17 protein-coding genes are annotated in these 12946 nt (G+C 62.1%); 5 read left to right on the top strand and 12 right to left on the bottom strand.

Features of this window, described 5'->3' with window-relative positions; all coding sequences use genetic code 11:
- Position 1: 1 nt before the first annotated feature.
- Positions 2 to 1243 (bottom strand): argininosuccinate synthase, encoded by a 1242-nt coding sequence (locus tag Q1K29_RS17330; protein ID WP_300396545.1) that lies wholly within the window; start codon positions 1241 to 1243, stop codon positions 2 to 4.
- Positions 1244 to 1387: 144 nt separating this feature from the next.
- The gene (locus tag Q1K29_RS17325) at positions 1388 to 1639 is read right to left on the bottom strand and encodes a GlsB/YeaQ/YmgE family stress response membrane protein (RefSeq protein ID WP_300396543.1); all 252 of its coding nucleotides are present in this window, start codon (positions 1637 to 1639) and stop codon (positions 1388 to 1390) included.
- Positions 1640 to 1865: 226 nt separating this feature from the next.
- On the opposite strand from Q1K29_RS17325, the gene Q1K29_RS17320 reads away from it, so the two are divergent.
- Entirely contained in the window at positions 1866 to 2624 is a 759-nt protein-coding gene (locus Q1K29_RS17320) for a vWA domain-containing protein (protein ID WP_300396541.1), read from the top strand.
- 71 nt (positions 2625 to 2695) lie between these two features.
- Here Q1K29_RS17320 and Q1K29_RS17315 read toward each other — a convergent pair whose 3' ends face one another.
- From Q1K29_RS17315 to Q1K29_RS17300, 4 genes are read right to left on the bottom strand one after another with little or no spacing between them, the layout of a single operon-like run.
- The gene (locus Q1K29_RS17315; protein WP_300396540.1) at positions 2696 to 3268 is read right to left on the bottom strand and encodes a hypothetical protein; all 573 of its coding nucleotides are present in this window, start codon (positions 3266 to 3268) and stop codon (positions 2696 to 2698) included.
- Positions 3265 to 4026, bottom strand: a complete 762-nt coding sequence (locus Q1K29_RS17310) for a hypothetical protein (RefSeq protein WP_300396538.1) — start codon at positions 4024 to 4026, stop codon at positions 3265 to 3267. Before Q1K29_RS17310 ends, Q1K29_RS17315 begins: the two co-directional genes overlap by 4 nt.
- Positions 4023 to 4784 carry a hypothetical protein gene (locus Q1K29_RS17305; RefSeq protein ID WP_300396537.1) on the bottom strand — a complete coding sequence of 254 codons (762 nt, stop codon included), beginning with the start codon at positions 4782 to 4784 and terminating at the stop codon, positions 4023 to 4025. The genes Q1K29_RS17310 and Q1K29_RS17305 overlap by 4 nt, the downstream gene beginning before the upstream one ends.
- Positions 4781 to 5554 (bottom strand): hypothetical protein, encoded by a 774-nt coding sequence (locus Q1K29_RS17300; protein WP_300396535.1) that lies wholly within the window; start codon positions 5552 to 5554, stop codon positions 4781 to 4783. The genes Q1K29_RS17305 and Q1K29_RS17300 overlap by 4 nt, the downstream gene beginning before the upstream one ends.
- A gap of 162 nt (positions 5555 to 5716) precedes the next feature.
- Here Q1K29_RS17300 and Q1K29_RS17295 point away from each other — a divergent pair, with 162 nt between their 5' ends.
- Positions 5717 to 6415, top strand: a complete 699-nt coding sequence (locus tag Q1K29_RS17295) for an HAD family hydrolase (protein WP_300396533.1) — start codon at positions 5717 to 5719, stop codon at positions 6413 to 6415.
- On the opposite strand, the gene Q1K29_RS17290 is transcribed toward Q1K29_RS17295, so the two are convergent.
- From Q1K29_RS17290 to Q1K29_RS17280, 3 genes are read right to left on the bottom strand one after another with little or no spacing between them, the layout of a single operon-like run.
- Entirely contained in the window at positions 6412 to 6981 is a 570-nt protein-coding gene (locus Q1K29_RS17290; protein WP_300396532.1) for a cytochrome c, read from the bottom strand. The two genes, Q1K29_RS17295 and Q1K29_RS17290, sit on opposite strands and share 4 nt — an antisense overlap.
- Before the next feature lie 52 nt (positions 6982 to 7033).
- On the bottom strand, positions 7034 to 7735 hold the full coding sequence (locus Q1K29_RS17285; protein ID WP_300396530.1) for an SdpI family protein: 702 nt from the start codon (positions 7733 to 7735) through the stop codon (positions 7034 to 7036).
- Positions 7732 to 8031 carry a metalloregulator ArsR/SmtB family transcription factor gene (locus tag Q1K29_RS17280; RefSeq protein WP_300396528.1) on the bottom strand — a complete coding sequence of 100 codons (300 nt, stop codon included), beginning with the start codon at positions 8029 to 8031 and terminating at the stop codon, positions 7732 to 7734. The genes Q1K29_RS17285 and Q1K29_RS17280 overlap by 4 nt, the downstream gene beginning before the upstream one ends.
- Positions 8032 to 8151: 120 nt before the next feature.
- Between Q1K29_RS17280 and Q1K29_RS17275 the strand changes: the two genes are divergently transcribed.
- Positions 8152 to 8580: a hypothetical protein gene (locus tag Q1K29_RS17275; RefSeq protein ID WP_300396526.1), complete on the top strand. Its 429-nt coding sequence runs from the start codon at positions 8152 to 8154 to the stop codon at positions 8578 to 8580.
- Between the two features lie 69 nt (positions 8581 to 8649).
- Here Q1K29_RS17275 and Q1K29_RS17270 read toward each other — a convergent pair whose 3' ends face one another.
- Both Q1K29_RS17270 and Q1K29_RS17265 read right to left on the bottom strand, forming a co-directional pair.
- Entirely contained in the window at positions 8650 to 9222 is a 573-nt protein-coding gene (locus Q1K29_RS17270) for a type 1 glutamine amidotransferase domain-containing protein (RefSeq protein ID WP_300396524.1), read from the bottom strand.
- Between the two features lie 101 nt (positions 9223 to 9323).
- The gene (locus Q1K29_RS17265) at positions 9324 to 9794 is read right to left on the bottom strand and encodes a PH domain-containing protein (protein WP_300396522.1); all 471 of its coding nucleotides are present in this window, start codon (positions 9792 to 9794) and stop codon (positions 9324 to 9326) included.
- Positions 9795 to 9988: 194 nt separating this feature from the next.
- On the opposite strand from Q1K29_RS17265, the gene typA reads away from it, so the two are divergent.
- A complete protein-coding gene (gene typA, locus Q1K29_RS17260) occupies positions 9989 to 11821 on the top strand; it encodes a translational GTPase TypA (RefSeq protein WP_300396520.1) in 1833 nt (610 codons plus the stop codon).
- A gap of 5 nt (positions 11822 to 11826) precedes the next feature.
- On the opposite strand, the gene Q1K29_RS17255 is transcribed toward typA, so the two are convergent.
- The gene (locus tag Q1K29_RS17255) at positions 11827 to 12348 is read right to left on the bottom strand and encodes a hypothetical protein (RefSeq protein ID WP_300396518.1); all 522 of its coding nucleotides are present in this window, start codon (positions 12346 to 12348) and stop codon (positions 11827 to 11829) included.
- 152 nt (positions 12349 to 12500) lie between these two features.
- Between Q1K29_RS17255 and Q1K29_RS17250 the strand changes: the two genes are divergently transcribed.
- Positions 12501 to 12941: a GNAT family N-acetyltransferase gene (locus tag Q1K29_RS17250; RefSeq protein ID WP_300396516.1), complete on the top strand. Its 441-nt coding sequence runs from the start codon at positions 12501 to 12503 to the stop codon at positions 12939 to 12941.
- The last annotated feature ends 5 nt before the right edge of the window (positions 12942 to 12946 follow it).

Here is a 12946-nt window from a genome sequence, read left to right as displayed (position 1 = left end):
TCTAGTTCCGCCCCGCCTCTTTATCCCGGCCAGCCAAGAGCCGCAGACGCAGCGCGTTCAGCTTGATGAAGCCTTCAGCGTCTTTCTGGTCATAGGCGCCGCGGTCGTCTTCGAAGGTGACGATCTTTCCGCTGTAGAGCGAGTAGGGCGATGAGCGGCCGACGAGGATGGTGTTGCCCTTGTAGAGCTTGAGGCGGACCTCGCCGGTCACATAGCGCTGCGAATGGTCGATGGCGGCCTGCAGCATTTCGCGCTCCGGGCTCCACCAGAAGCCATTATAGATGAGCTCGGCATATTTCGGCATCAGCTCGTCCTTGAGGTGGGCTGCACCCCGGTCGAGCGTGGACTGTTCGATGCCGCGATGCGCCGTCAGCAGGATGGTGCCGCCGGGCGTCTCGTAGATGCCGCGCGACTTCATGCCGACAAAGCGGTTTTCCAGAAGGTCCAGCCGGCCGATGCCGTGCTTGCGGCCATATTCGTTGAGCGCGGTGAGCAGGGTCGCCGGCGACATCTCCTCATTGTTGATGGCGACCGGATCGCCCTTCTCGAACTGGATGGTGATGTATTCCGGCTGGTCCGGCGCGTCTTCCGGATTGACGGTGCGCTGATAGACGAAGTCCGGGGTTTCCTCGGCCGGGTCTTCCAGCGCCTTGCCCTCTGAGCTGGTGTGCAGGAGGTTCGCATCGACCGAGAAGGGCGCCTCGCCGCGCTTGTCGGCGGGCACGGGGATGCCTTGCTCCTCGGCGAATTTCAGCAGATCCGAGCGGCCCTTGAAGTCCCAGTCGCGCCAGGGGGCGATGACGCGGATGTCGGGGGCGAGCGCGTAATAGCCAAGCTCGAAGCGGACCTGGTCATTGCCCTTGCCGGTCGCGCCATGGCAGACGGCGTCGGCGCCGACCTGCTCTGCAATCTCGATCTGGCGCTTGGCGATGAGGGGGCGGGCGATGGAGGTGCCGAGCAGGTAGACGCCCTCATAGACGGCATTGGCGCGGAACATCGGAAAGACATAGTCGCGCACGAAATCCTCGCGCAGGTCCTCGATGAAGATGTTCTTCTCCGGGATGCCCATCTTGAGCGCCTTCTGGCGCGCCGGCTCCAGCTCCTCGCCCTGGCCGAGGTCTGCGGTGAAGGTGACGACCTCGCAGCCGAATTCGGTCTCCAGCCATTTCAGGATGATCGAGGTGTCGAGCCCCCCGGAATAGGCGAGGACGACTTTCTTCGGCGGTGTGGTGGGCGTGGCCATGGGCGTCTTGTGCTCCGGGCAGGTGTTGGCGTTTCGGCGCGCACCATATTCAGAAGCGGCGGCGGGGCAAGCGCGATTGCGCGGCAAAATCAAAACGCCCCGACGTTGGGGCCGGGGCGTGTCGCGTCAGATGGGGCGCTTGCGTCAGGCCCGTTTCACCAGGCTGATCAGGAAGAGCAGGATGCAGGCGCCGAGGAAGGCGCCGAGCAAGCTGCCCAGTATGCCGCCGAAGGTGATGCCGAGCGCGCCGAAGATAACGCCGCCGAGCACGGCGCCGACAATGCCGACAATGATGTTGCCGAGAAGGCCGAAACCCGCCCCGCGCATGACCTGTCCTGCCAGCCAGCCGGCAATGGCGCCGATGACGAGCCAGATGAGAATTGCAACCGGATCCATGGGACCCTCCCTTTTGTGTAGATGAGAGGAAAACCGCCGGGCGGGTGTAATGGTTCCGGCGGTCGCGGGCGATTTCGCCCGGCAGGCGGGGGGCGCGTCTCCTCAAGATGACCATCCTGTTACCCGAAACCTGCCCCCTCGCCGCCGCATTCGGGGCGCAGCCTCCTCGTCACTGGAGCTCCTTTGCAAGGGTGGGGCTTCGTGGAGGACAAAGAGGAGACCCCCAATGTTCCGCAAGACCATCATCACCACCATCGCAGCCGCTGCCGCGTTCGGCGCCTCTGCAAAAGCCCCGGCCCCCGAGGCCGATCCCCAGCCGCTGTCCGGAGACAATGCCGTGCATTCCTACATCCTGCTCGACCGGACCGGGTCGATGTCGTCCATCTGGGACGAGGCGCTGACGTCCGTGAACGCCTATGCTGCCGAAGTCGGCAAGGCCGAAGAGGGCGAGGCCGACGATCTGGAAACCGCCGTGACGCTCGCTGTCTTCGACTATCAGGAGAGCCTGCAATTCGACGTGCTGCGCCAGAACGTGCAGCCCAAAAGCTGGCAGACCGTCACCAATGACGAGGTCAGCCCGCGCGGTATGACCCCGCTGTTTGACGCCATCGGCCGCATCGTCGCGACCGCCGAGGCCGACAACCCCGAAAAGGCCGTCATCGTCATCATGACCGATGGCCTGGAAAACTCATCGCGTGAGATCACGAAGGAAGGCGCGAAGGCCGCGCTCGACCGGGTCGAGGCGAAGGGCTGGGAAGTCGTCTTCCTCGGTGCCGAGTTTGCCAAGTTCGATGACGCCGAAGGCGTCGGCATCTCGGCCTCGAAATCCATGGCGATGGGCGCCGGCACCATGCAGGAGTCGATGTCGCGCCTGGCCAAGAAATCCCGCGACTATGGCAAGGGCGAGGAGGCGGAGATCGAGTTCAACGCCGAGGACCGCGCCATTGCCGACGAAGAAGATGTGAAACAGCGAAAAGGTGACTGACCCGGCTCCTCGTCGGTTACCTTCAAGCTGCAGCCCCCGCTCGCCCCTGACCGAGCGGGGGCTTTTTATTGTCAGGAGATGGTGTGGCTGAAGATGATGGCCCAGCCGGCGGACATCACGAACAGGCCGATGCCGGCAGCCCATTGTGCCCAGCGTCCGGGTACGAGGATGGCGAGCAGGCTGATCAGGATGTAGGGCACGTTGCCAAGCGCCTGCTGCAGGGCAAGCTCGGGGGTCGGCGTGTTGAGGTAGACTGCCGTCATCGCGACATAGACGCCGAGCAGGCCGAGATAGAGGCCGTAAAACAGCCGGTGGTGCTTCCAGTAGAAGGCTTCCATATCGACCTGTTCGCCGTGCGGGCTCTCCGGCGAGGCGGCGACGCACATCAGGAAAAGCAGGATCGACGACACCAGGAACAGCGTGATCGTGTAGAGGTCCCAGGTCTCGACGCCGCGAAAGTCCCAGAGGGCGAGCCAGCCAATATAGACCTGCGTCACCGCGTTCAGCATGGCGAGGGCGAGGAGCCCGGAAAACCGCACCCGGTCGCGCGCGACCAGCAGGGCGCCGAGGCGCGACAGCAGGTGGCCAAGCGCGAGGGCGTAGACAAAGGACAGCAGCAGCAGGACGAGGTCGAAGCCGGTCATTGGCGGCGCGCCAGCTCTTCCTCGATCACTGCGAGTGCGCGTTGTGCCGCCTTGTTCTGCTCTGCCAGATCGGTGGGCGTAGCGCTGTTGAGGCCCGCCCATTCGGTGAGCAGGAGCCCGATATCGGGCGTATCGGCGATCTGTGCGATGGCTTGTGCGGCGGCCTCGTCGCTGATGCCCTTCGGGCAGTCGAGGACGTAGGTTTCCGCGCCATCGTTCAGCACATAACAATGTTCCCAATAGAAGTCCTGAGCGTCGAACGGGATGAGCTGGCGCACGCGTGAGCGATAACCGGGCAAGACGTTGGTGACCGACAAGGTCGCGTTCTGGGCAAGGTATCCTTCGACGGCATCGACGACGTCCCGCGAGCGTGGAAAGCCCTGCCGGCGCATCTCGTCATAAGTTGACCGGTTGACCTCGATCGATTGCCATTGGGAAGCGTGGAAGAAATCAACCAGGACAGGCCAGCATTCGTCTGCGCAGTCTTCGTCCGCTTCAAGGAAGTCGAGCGAGCGCTTGCCGGCTGCGACCACCTGTCGGACCGCATCGGCTTTCTGCTCGGTGAGGCGAATGGAGAACTCGATTTCCTGATGAAGCGCCTGAAGCAGTTCGGTTTCCCGCGCCGTTTCCGCCCGCGCCTCGTTCCAGTTGCCAAGCTGGATACCAAGGAAGACACCGAGCACGACGATCAGCGTCTCGATCAGGACGGTGAACCAGTCCTGCTTGCGGATGGAGGTGGCGAGACGCTGGAGGATCATTCGATGGGCACTCCCCTGATCTCCATGTCCACCCAGTCCTGCGGATCGCAGGGCTTCGCGGCGGCTTGCGAGAGCACCTCACACAGTGTGCGAACATGGTCGAGGACAATCTGGCGGCGTTCATTGAAAATGACCTGCTCGCCCATTACCCGATTGATCGCGTTCATGAGCTGGGCATCCTCGCCTGCCGCAGCCCAGTCGACCTCAGCCGTATAGCCGAGCGGCGCTGCAAGATCGTAGCGCAAGGTCATGTATGGGGAGGCCAGGGTAAGTATGTCCTGCGCCCGGTCCATATATTCGGTGCGGGCGCGATCGTGAAATAACACCACGCCCTCATAGAGCGACATCGCGGCGCGGACATCGGCGGACCGTATGAGCCTGATATCGCCGGACGCAGCCAGCTCGTCATGCGCGGCATGAATTGGGGTCATGTCACGAAACACCGGCATGAGCGCCATGCCTTGGGCAGGGTCTCCGGCCACCGGTGTTTCGCCGCTGAGTTTTGCGAGCGCGGCCTCACGATCCTGCTGAAGGAGGCTCGCGCGATAGATGGTCAGCTCGGAATAAGAAACATTGTTTTCGGCCTCTTCGAGCAGCAGCGTCAGTGCATTCTGCTCTGTGTCCCGTGCATGGCGGGCCGCATTCCAGTTGCCGAGCTGGATACCGAGAAACACACCGAGCACCACAATGAGCGTCTCAATCGCGACGGTGAACCAGTCCTGCTTGCGGATGGAGGTGGCGAGACGCTGGAGGATCATTGCAATCCATCCTCGTCTACCAGTGCCTCCAGCGCACCATCAATATAATCGACCGTGCCCGTGAGATTATTCAACGCGGTGCTCAGCTCGGAATACTGGTAGCTGAGTGTTTCGCGAATCCGGATGTCTGATTTCAGAAGCTGGGCAGCAGAAGCAAAGGCTTCCGGCGGCACATTCACCACGCATGGATCGGCAAAGCCAGTGGGTGTACCGATTTCATCCAGGACATCGCTGCAGCCCGTCCTGATTTCCTCTTGAATCGGAATGGGAATGACTGACCGCGCGATCTTCCGGTAATCGGAGTTCTCCATGACAAGGTAGGAGGCCTGCGACTGGTTATATCCAAAATACAAGTTGAGCGCGTCCATGGTGGCCCCCTGCGGCAACAGACCAAGATGACCAGAGGATACGATCTGCTCCCAGGTTGACCTGCTCTGAGGCCATTGGGCGATCTCGGTTGCCCGGTAGGCGTTGATCACCAGTTCCCTCGGGTCGGGATCTTCCGTCGAAAGCAGCCTGTCAGTTTCGATGACGGCGACCATGACTTCGCGATAATAATCAGCGATATGTCGGGCGCCATACCGGTCTCTTTGAAGGTCTTCGGTCAGACGTTCGACATAGTCCTCGCCGAGTTGATGGCTCGCCCGCGCCGCATTCCAGTTGCCGAGCTGGATACCGAGAAAGACACCCAGCACCACGATCAGCGTCTCCACGGCGACGGTAAACCAGTCCTGCTTGCGAAGCGCGGTGGTGAGACGGCGCAGAATCATGGCTCGCCCTGCTCGAACAGCATTTTGTGAAAGCCCCCAATCCCACTAAGCCGAGTATTCTCCGAATTGTTCCGGTACACAAGCAAACACTCCCGCGAGGCTCCACTATTCGCAATGAATGCTTCGCTTGCCGCTTTTTATTGGCCGCTGTACGACCCCGTCATGACCCGTCCCATCACTATGATCGGCTTCGATGCAGACGATACGCTCTGGCACAATGAGAGCGTCTTCCGGCTTACCCAGGCGCAGTTCCAAGACATGCTCGATGACTATGCCGACCCGGCCACTATCGGGGAAAAGCTGCTGGCGGCGGAGCGGCGGAATATCGGGCTCTATGGCTTCGGGGTGAAGGGCTTCACCCTGTCGATGATCGAGACGGCGATCGAGGTGACGAGCGGCAAGGTGCCGGCCTCCACGATCAAGGAAATCCTCGAAGCGGGCCGCGCCATGCTGAGCCACCCGGTCGAGACGCTGCCCGGCGTGCATGACACGCTGGAGGCGGTGGCCCCGGACTATTCGCTGATCCTGATTACCAAGGGCGACCTGTTCGACCAGGAACGAAAGCTCGCCCAGTCGGGGCTGGGGGATTTCTTCGACGGGGTCGAGATCGTCTCCGACAAGACGCCGTCGGTTTATGAGCGCATCTTCGGCGCGACCGAAGGCGGCCCGGGTGCGGCCATGATGATCGGCAATTCGTTGAAGTCCGATGTCATCCCGGCCATCGAAGCGGGCAGCTGGGGCGTGCATGTGCCCCATGACCTCACCTGGGACCTCGAACATGCCGAACCGCCGGAGCATGCCGAGCGCTTCCGGCGCATCGAGACGATTGACGCCCTGCCGGGCCTGCTTGAGGCGCTCTAGTCGTTCGCGCCTACGCCCTGCGCTGCAGGGTCACTGGTTTCCGGCGCGTACCAGAAGCGGTCATGGCAGGTGGTGCAGGCTTCGTTGAAGGCGAGAGCGGCCTCCTCGAACCCGGCGGCTTCACGCGCTTCGGCAGCGACGCTGACGGCTTGCGCGGCGGCGGCAAAGGTGCGCCATTCCTGGCGGAAACCTTCCTCATCGCTGGCGATAAAACTGCGTACATCTTCCAGCGTGGCGACCTGCCGGGCGGTTTGGTCATTGCTGCCGAGGACCACGCCCTCATCGGCCACCTCGATCACATCGGCCTCGGCGATGGCGGCGGATGCCTGTTCGACGTCACTGGCGACCTTGGCCAGCGCCACCCAGCGATCATTGGTCAGCTCAGAGGAATTAAGCTCGCCGTCCTCGTCATAGATATCGAGGGCCGCGCCCTGGAAATCCTCTGAGGCCGGGATGATGACCTCTGTCATCGCTTCATGAACGGTCGGGGCCTGAATGTCCTCGTCGGTCGCATTGCAGGCCGTGAGCGCCGCCACAAGGGCCAGCGCGAACAGTGATTTGTGCATGGCGTAACAACTCCCCCGCCCGGAAGGAGTTGCCTTGCCAGACAGGTGAATGTCACACCAGATAATCGGCGCCTTCGTTCCGGTCAGACGCCTTGCGCCAGACGAACCAAGAATAGACGATCCCGAACAGGCTCACGCTCATCACCACGCCGACAAAGGCGAACACCATCCAGATACCGTCCAGCGTGAAGGCAATCACGATGCCGATCAGGCCGGCCAGGATGTAGAGCGGGCCGACCAGCCGGTGGGTTTTCTCCCACGTATAATCGCTGGTCAGCGTCCATGGTGTGCGAATGCCGAGGAAGAAGGTCTTGCGCGTCTTCGGCAGGTAGTTGCCGATAATGATGAAGATCACACCACAGGCCGCCATGACGAAGCGGACGAACTCGTTGGACGGTTCGGCGTCGGCGCCCCGTGCCATCATGAAGGCGATCCCGCCATTCAGCGCGGCGAACAGCACCATCGTGGCTGCCCAGATCGCGAGATAGGCCTTGCTGGAGCGGCGCAGATTCTCCCTGAACGGATCGATTATCGGAGCGATGGCCAGCAGCGCTGTCACAAACAGGGCAGAGCCGGGAAGCATCAGCAGGTAGAGCAGGGCCTCTCTGCGCGGCGCGAACGCGTCTGCCACGCCCTGCGCATTCCAGTGCACCGGGATCTGTTCGCCTGCGGGCAGGGCGCTCCAGGCCCACCAGAGGGTGCCGAGCATGACGGCGATGGCGCCTGCCGACCAGATAAGTCCTGTACGGATCATTCCGCTGCCTCCTTGTAATCCTCATCGTCGCCATTGTCTCTGCCCACCAGGGCGAGGATCGAGGCGGCGGCGTCTTCCAGCACGCTGGTATTGGCGCGGTAGAGGATGCTGGTGCCCTGCCGCTCGGCCGTGATCAGGTCGGCGTCCTTGAGGACGCCCAGATGCCGGCTGACCGTCGGCCAGCTGGCGTCGAACGCCTCGGCGAGATCGCCGGATGTCTTCGGTCCCTTCCTCAGCAGCGCCATGACCTGGCGGCGCAGGGGATGGCCGAGCGCACTGAAAACGCTATTTGCCATTTCTGCTAATTAGCATGAATAGAAATTAGCAGTCAAGCTAATTAGTATGGGCAAGGTTGATTGCCGCGAGCGGCTTGCTACCACCGCGTGTGACCTGACCTGCTCGTGAAGGAGACACTGATGGCCCTGCTCACCGGCTTCATTCTTGTGGCGTTGCTCGGCATCGCGCACCATTTCGGCATCCTGTGCGTGCACCGCTGCGTACCGCGTCTCAAACAGCAGACGCATCGCGCGGTGCTGACGGCGTTTCTCGGCCTGCTTGTGCTGCATACGCTGGAGATCATCGCCTGGGCGGGCGCCTATGCCGTGATGCTGGAGGGCGAATGGTTCGGGACGCTGGGCGGGACCTATACCGGCTCCTGGGATGACCTTGTCTATTTCTCCGGCATGAACTTCGTCACGCTCGGCTTCACGCAGCTGAAGACCGATGGATCAATCCGCATGATATCGATGATGCAGTCGCTCGGCGGCTTCATGATCCTCACCTGGTCGGCGACCTTCATCTATTCGATCTGGCAGGATGCCGTGAAGAAGCGGCGCCAGGAGTAGGGCGCAAAAAAGAAGCGCCTCCCATTCTTGAGAGGCGCTTCCGTCGGTCGCATAAGCGAGGGGATGAGGCTACGCAACGACCGATTGCTTTTGGGCTTCGTGTTTGCCTTCGCAGAGTTCTTCTACGATTTTCTTGTTGAAGGCATCCAGATCGCCCGGATCGCGAGAAGTCACGAGGCCCTTGTCCACGACGACTTCTTCGTCGGTGACGACAGCGCCGGCGTTCGCGAGATCCTGCTGGATCGCCTTGAAGCCGGTCATCTTGCGGCCCTCGACGAGGCCGGCGGAGATGAGAAGCTGCGGGCCGTGACAGATTGAGAAAACGGGTTTCGCCTGGGCAAAGAACGCCGAAGCAAAGTCACGCGCTTTCTGTTCGACGCGCAGGGCGTCGGGGTTGAACAGGCCACCGGGGACGAGCAGGGCGTCAAAGTCTTCAGCCTTCACATCGTCCAGCGTCTTGTCGACCTTGACCTTCTTGCCTTTTTCGCGGTGCTGGTGGGCCTCGATCTCACCGGATTCCAGCGAGACGATGGTCACGGTTGCGCCTGCATTCTCAAGGGCCTCCTTCGGGGAGGTCAGTTCGACTTCCTCGAACCCGTCGGTGGCGAGAATGGCGACTGTTTTGCCGTCTGCTTTTGGCATCGAAATCTCCTTCTGATCATTCGTTGGTCTCTGGCCGCTTTTCTTGGCCATTTTCGGGAATAACGACAGGAGATGTCAGCCTGTTCCGGCCTGAAAACGATTTAACGCGTCGAGGTGTGATTTTCGTGGTTTTCGATCTCTTCCGCGAGCCGGTCGACCGAGGCGACATCGTGCTGTTCACTGGCCTTGTTGGCGGCTCTCAGGAACTGGCCCGGCTTCGCCATGGGAGGGAACAGGATCTCGCCTTCGCCGCGGCCTTCGATCTCAAGACGGCCGAAGCCGAACAGCCGGCCGATGATGCCCTGGTCGAGGTCTGCCCCCTCGATGGAGGACAGCGACAGCTGGTCGACATGCGCCGAGAGAATGCCCTTTTTCATCACGATGCGGCGGTTGGTGACGGCGAACTCCGTCGTCTTGAGGCGCAGCATCTCGTAGATGAAGTAGATGATGCCGATGATCAGGATGCCGAAAATGATCAGCGCCGCCCAGGCCCGCGCATACCAGAGCCAGTGGAACTTGCCCCAGTAGAGGACCTCCTCGGTGTCCGACAGGCTCTTCTCGATATAGCGCATGGGGCATCCTTCTATGTCGGCAGGTCTGTCCTGAACCCTTCCCGCACAGAGCATGTTCCCATGACGTGCGTGTCAAGGCGAATGCTTGTCGTTCTGGAAGAGGGAAACGGCGAGGCTGAGCCCTAGCCATAGCCAAATCGTTCAAGCCCGTGTAAACGCGCGCAAACAAAGCCCTTCCGAAAGCACTCCCTCCCATGACTGAGCCCACCGCGCTTCGCAATATCGCGATCATCGCCCACGTTGACCATGGCAAGACCACGCTGGTCGACTGCCTGTTGAAGCAATCCGGCACGTTCCGCGAGAACGAACAGACCGAAGACCGGATGATGGACTCCAATGACCTCGAGCGTGAGCGGGGCATCACCATCCTCGCCAAGACGACCTCGGTTGTCTGGGGCGACACGCGCATCAACATCGTCGACACGCCCGGCCACGCCGACTTTGGCGGCGAGGTTGAGCGGATCCTCCACATGGTCGATGGCGCAATCGTGCTGGTCGATGCTGCCGAAGGCCCGATGCCGCAGACCAAGTTCGTGGTCTCCAAGGCGCTGAAGGTCGGCTTGCGCCCCATCGTGGCCGTCAACAAGATCGACAAGCCGGACTCGCGTCCTGACTATGTCATCAACGAGGTGTTTGACCTCTTCGCCGATCTCGGCGCCGATGACGACCAGCTCGATTTCCCGATCCTCTATGGCTCCGCCAAGAATGGCTGGATGAGCCTCGACCATGAGAAGCCGGCCGACGACATGGCCGCGCTGTTCGATCTCGTCACCCAGCACGTGCCGGAGCCGAAGACCGAAGAGGGCCCGTTCCGCATGCTGGCGACGACCATTTCCGCCGACAATTTCCTCGGGCGCATCCTGACCGGCCGCATCACGTCGGGCACGGTGAAGCCGAACCAGACGGTGAAAGTGCTGTCGCGCGATGGCGAACTGGTCGAGCAGGGGCGCGTCTCCAAGGTGCTCGCTTTCCGCGGCCTTGGCCGTGAGCCGATCGACGAGGGGGTTGCCGGCGACATCGTCTCGCTGTCCGGCCTCGCCAAGGCAAACGTCGCCGACACATTCGTTGACCCATCCGTCTCCGAGCCGATCGAGGCCCAGCCCATCGACCCGCCGACCCTGTCCATGACCTTCCGCGTCAATGACTCACCGCTCGCCGGTACCGAAGGCAAGAAGGTTACCTCGCGCCTGATCTGGGACCGCCTGGTGAAAGAAGCCGAAGGCAATGTCGCCCTCAAGGTCGAGCGCTCGACCGAGGCCGAAGCCTTTACCGTCTCTGGCCGGGGGGAACTCCAGCTCGCTGTCCTGATCGAAACCATGCGCCGCGAAGGCTTCGAGCTTGGCGTCATGCGTCCCAAGGTCGTGATGAAGGAAGACCCGGATACGGGCGAAAAGCTCGAACCGATCGAGGAAGTCGTCATCGACGTCGATGACGAGCATACCGGCATCATCGTACAGAAGCTGAATGAGCGCAAAGCCGACATGACCGAGATGAAGCCGTCGGGCGCAGGCCGCACGCGGATGGTTTTCCATGCGCCGACGCGCGGCCTGATCGGCTATCAGGGCGAGCTGCTCTCGGATACGCGCGGCACCGCCATCATGAACCGCGTCTTCCTCGAATACGCGCCGTACAAGGGCGCCATCAAGGGCCGCCATACCGGCGTTCTGATCTCGATGGAGCAGGGCGAGGCCGTGGCTTTCGCGCTGTTCAACCTGGAAGACCGTGGCCCGATGATGATCCATCCGGGCGACAAGGTCTATCAGGGCATGATCATCGGTGAGCACACGCGCGACAATGACCTCGAGGTCAACGTCATGAAGGGCAAGAAGCTGACCAACGTCCGCGCCTCCGGGACCGATGAGGCCGTGCGCCTCACCCCGCCGCTGCAGATGACGCTGGAACGCTCGCTGGCCTATATCGCCGATGACGAGCTCGTCGAGGTGACCCCGCAATCCATCCGCCTGCGCAAGGTCCACCTCGACCCGAACGTGCGGAAAAGGGCGGCGAAGGCCTCTGCGGGGGCGTAAGGTCTCTAATCGTCCACTTCGTCAGCCACCAGCCGCGCGATCGCTTCGCCCTTTACGCCATCGACGGCGGGGGCGATCCGGGCGAGCTGGCTGGCGGTGGCGCCGTTGGCGACTTCGTCGAAGATGACGGTTGAGCCGCCCTCTCCATCGGGTTCGATGGTAATCGTCCAGATGACAGTGACCCCCATGCCCTGAAGCGGGCCGAAGGGGGCGTCGAGGCGCAGCATCTTGCCCTCCATGACACTCAGTACCGTGCCATGGCTGACCGACCCGTCCGCCCAGTCCTCGCGCCACAGGCCGCCGGCTTGCGGATCGAGCGAGAGATTGGCGGCATCGCCGGAAAAGGTGTGGTCCGGTGACCACCAGGCGGCGGGATCGATCAGCCGCTGCCACATTTCCCCGGGCGAGCGCGTGGAGGTAGCCTCGTGACGAAGCGTATAATGGTCGGCTGAGGCCGCGATTATTTCGGCCCCGGCCGGCGCGGCCAGAACTGTAGCTGCCGCAACGGCAAGCGCGGGTCTGAGCATGGTTTTCCTCCTCCTTCCGGGCCGAGTATCGGCTGCAAAAGCAGTTCTGGCAATCAACAGTGGCGGGCATTTCAGGCGTCTTGCGTCGCGAAACGTGCAGCGGACATATCGACGCAGACACGACTTCGCCGTAAATTGGCCATATGGAGCTGATGTCTCATCGGGCCGCTGGCTGGAAGATCCGGTTGAGGATGCAATCGGACAATTCCGGAATCGAGACTGTCTTCCGTGACTGCCTGACCGCCTTTCCATGGCGGGGCCAGCAGACCGAAGAAATCATCCGCCTGCGTCATGCCATCAGTCTTTCAGACTGCCTCGTCGCGCATGAACTGAGCGCCGGTCTGATCGGCTTCCTCGTGCTGGAGCGCAAGAAAGCCTACGTTTCCCATCTCTTCGTGAATCCCGACTGGCGGCTTTGCGGTGTCGGCTCCGGCCTGCTGGGGGTCGCCCGCGACATGGCGCGCGCACCGCTGCAGCTTGATGTCGATACGCAGAACGAAACCGCCGTGCGTGCCTACAAGGCGATGGGCTGGATCGAGAAGGTCGGCCCCGACCCGAACCGCGCCGGCCAGAGACGCCTGAGCGGGCCCTAGGGCCG

It is taken from the genome of Henriciella sp., from assembly GCF_029937755.1.
Taxonomy (GTDB): Bacteria; Pseudomonadota; Alphaproteobacteria; order Caulobacterales; family Hyphomonadaceae; genus Henriciella.
Note: the sequence above shows the minus strand (reverse complement) of the source record. Positions and strands in the feature narration are given on the sequence as shown.

Excerpts from the sequence above, each read along its gene's own strand:
- Q1K29_RS17330 (WP_300396545.1), bottom strand. The coding sequence starts at position 1,243 with ATGGCCACGCCCACCACACCGCCGAAGAAAGTCGTCCTCGCCTATTCC.
- Q1K29_RS17325 (WP_300396543.1), bottom strand. The coding sequence starts at position 1,639 with ATGGATCCGGTTGCAATTCTCATCTGGCTCGTCATCGGCGCCATTGCC.
- Q1K29_RS17320 (WP_300396541.1), top strand. The coding sequence starts at position 1,866 with ATGTTCCGCAAGACCATCATCACCACCATCGCAGCCGCTGCCGCGTTC.
- Q1K29_RS17315 (WP_300396540.1), bottom strand. The coding sequence starts at position 3,268 with ATGACCGGCTTCGACCTCGTCCTGCTGCTGCTGTCCTTTGTCTACGCC.
- Q1K29_RS17310 (WP_300396538.1), bottom strand. The coding sequence starts at position 4,026 with ATGATCCTCCAGCGTCTCGCCACCTCCATCCGCAAGCAGGACTGGTTC.
- Q1K29_RS17305 (WP_300396537.1), bottom strand. The coding sequence starts at position 4,784 with ATGATCCTCCAGCGTCTCGCCACCTCCATCCGCAAGCAGGACTGGTTC.
- Q1K29_RS17300 (WP_300396535.1), bottom strand. The coding sequence starts at position 5,554 with ATGATTCTGCGCCGTCTCACCACCGCGCTTCGCAAGCAGGACTGGTTT.
- Q1K29_RS17295 (WP_300396533.1), top strand. The coding sequence starts at position 5,717 with ATGACCCGTCCCATCACTATGATCGGCTTCGATGCAGACGATACGCTC.
- Q1K29_RS17290 (WP_300396532.1), bottom strand. The coding sequence starts at position 6,981 with ATGCACAAATCACTGTTCGCGCTGGCCCTTGTGGCGGCGCTCACGGCC.
- Q1K29_RS17285 (WP_300396530.1), bottom strand. The coding sequence starts at position 7,735 with ATGATCCGTACAGGACTTATCTGGTCGGCAGGCGCCATCGCCGTCATG.
- Q1K29_RS17280 (WP_300396528.1), bottom strand. The coding sequence starts at position 8,031 with ATGGCAAATAGCGTTTTCAGTGCGCTCGGCCATCCCCTGCGCCGCCAG.
- Q1K29_RS17275 (WP_300396526.1), top strand. The coding sequence starts at position 8,152 with ATGGCCCTGCTCACCGGCTTCATTCTTGTGGCGTTGCTCGGCATCGCG.
- Q1K29_RS17270 (WP_300396524.1), bottom strand. The coding sequence starts at position 9,222 with ATGCCAAAAGCAGACGGCAAAACAGTCGCCATTCTCGCCACCGACGGG.
- Q1K29_RS17265 (WP_300396522.1), bottom strand. The coding sequence starts at position 9,794 with ATGCGCTATATCGAGAAGAGCCTGTCGGACACCGAGGAGGTCCTCTAC.
- typA (WP_300396520.1), top strand. The coding sequence starts at position 9,989 with ATGACTGAGCCCACCGCGCTTCGCAATATCGCGATCATCGCCCACGTT.
- Q1K29_RS17255 (WP_300396518.1), bottom strand. The coding sequence starts at position 12,348 with ATGCTCAGACCCGCGCTTGCCGTTGCGGCAGCTACAGTTCTGGCCGCG.
- Q1K29_RS17250 (WP_300396516.1), top strand. The coding sequence starts at position 12,501 with ATGTCTCATCGGGCCGCTGGCTGGAAGATCCGGTTGAGGATGCAATCG.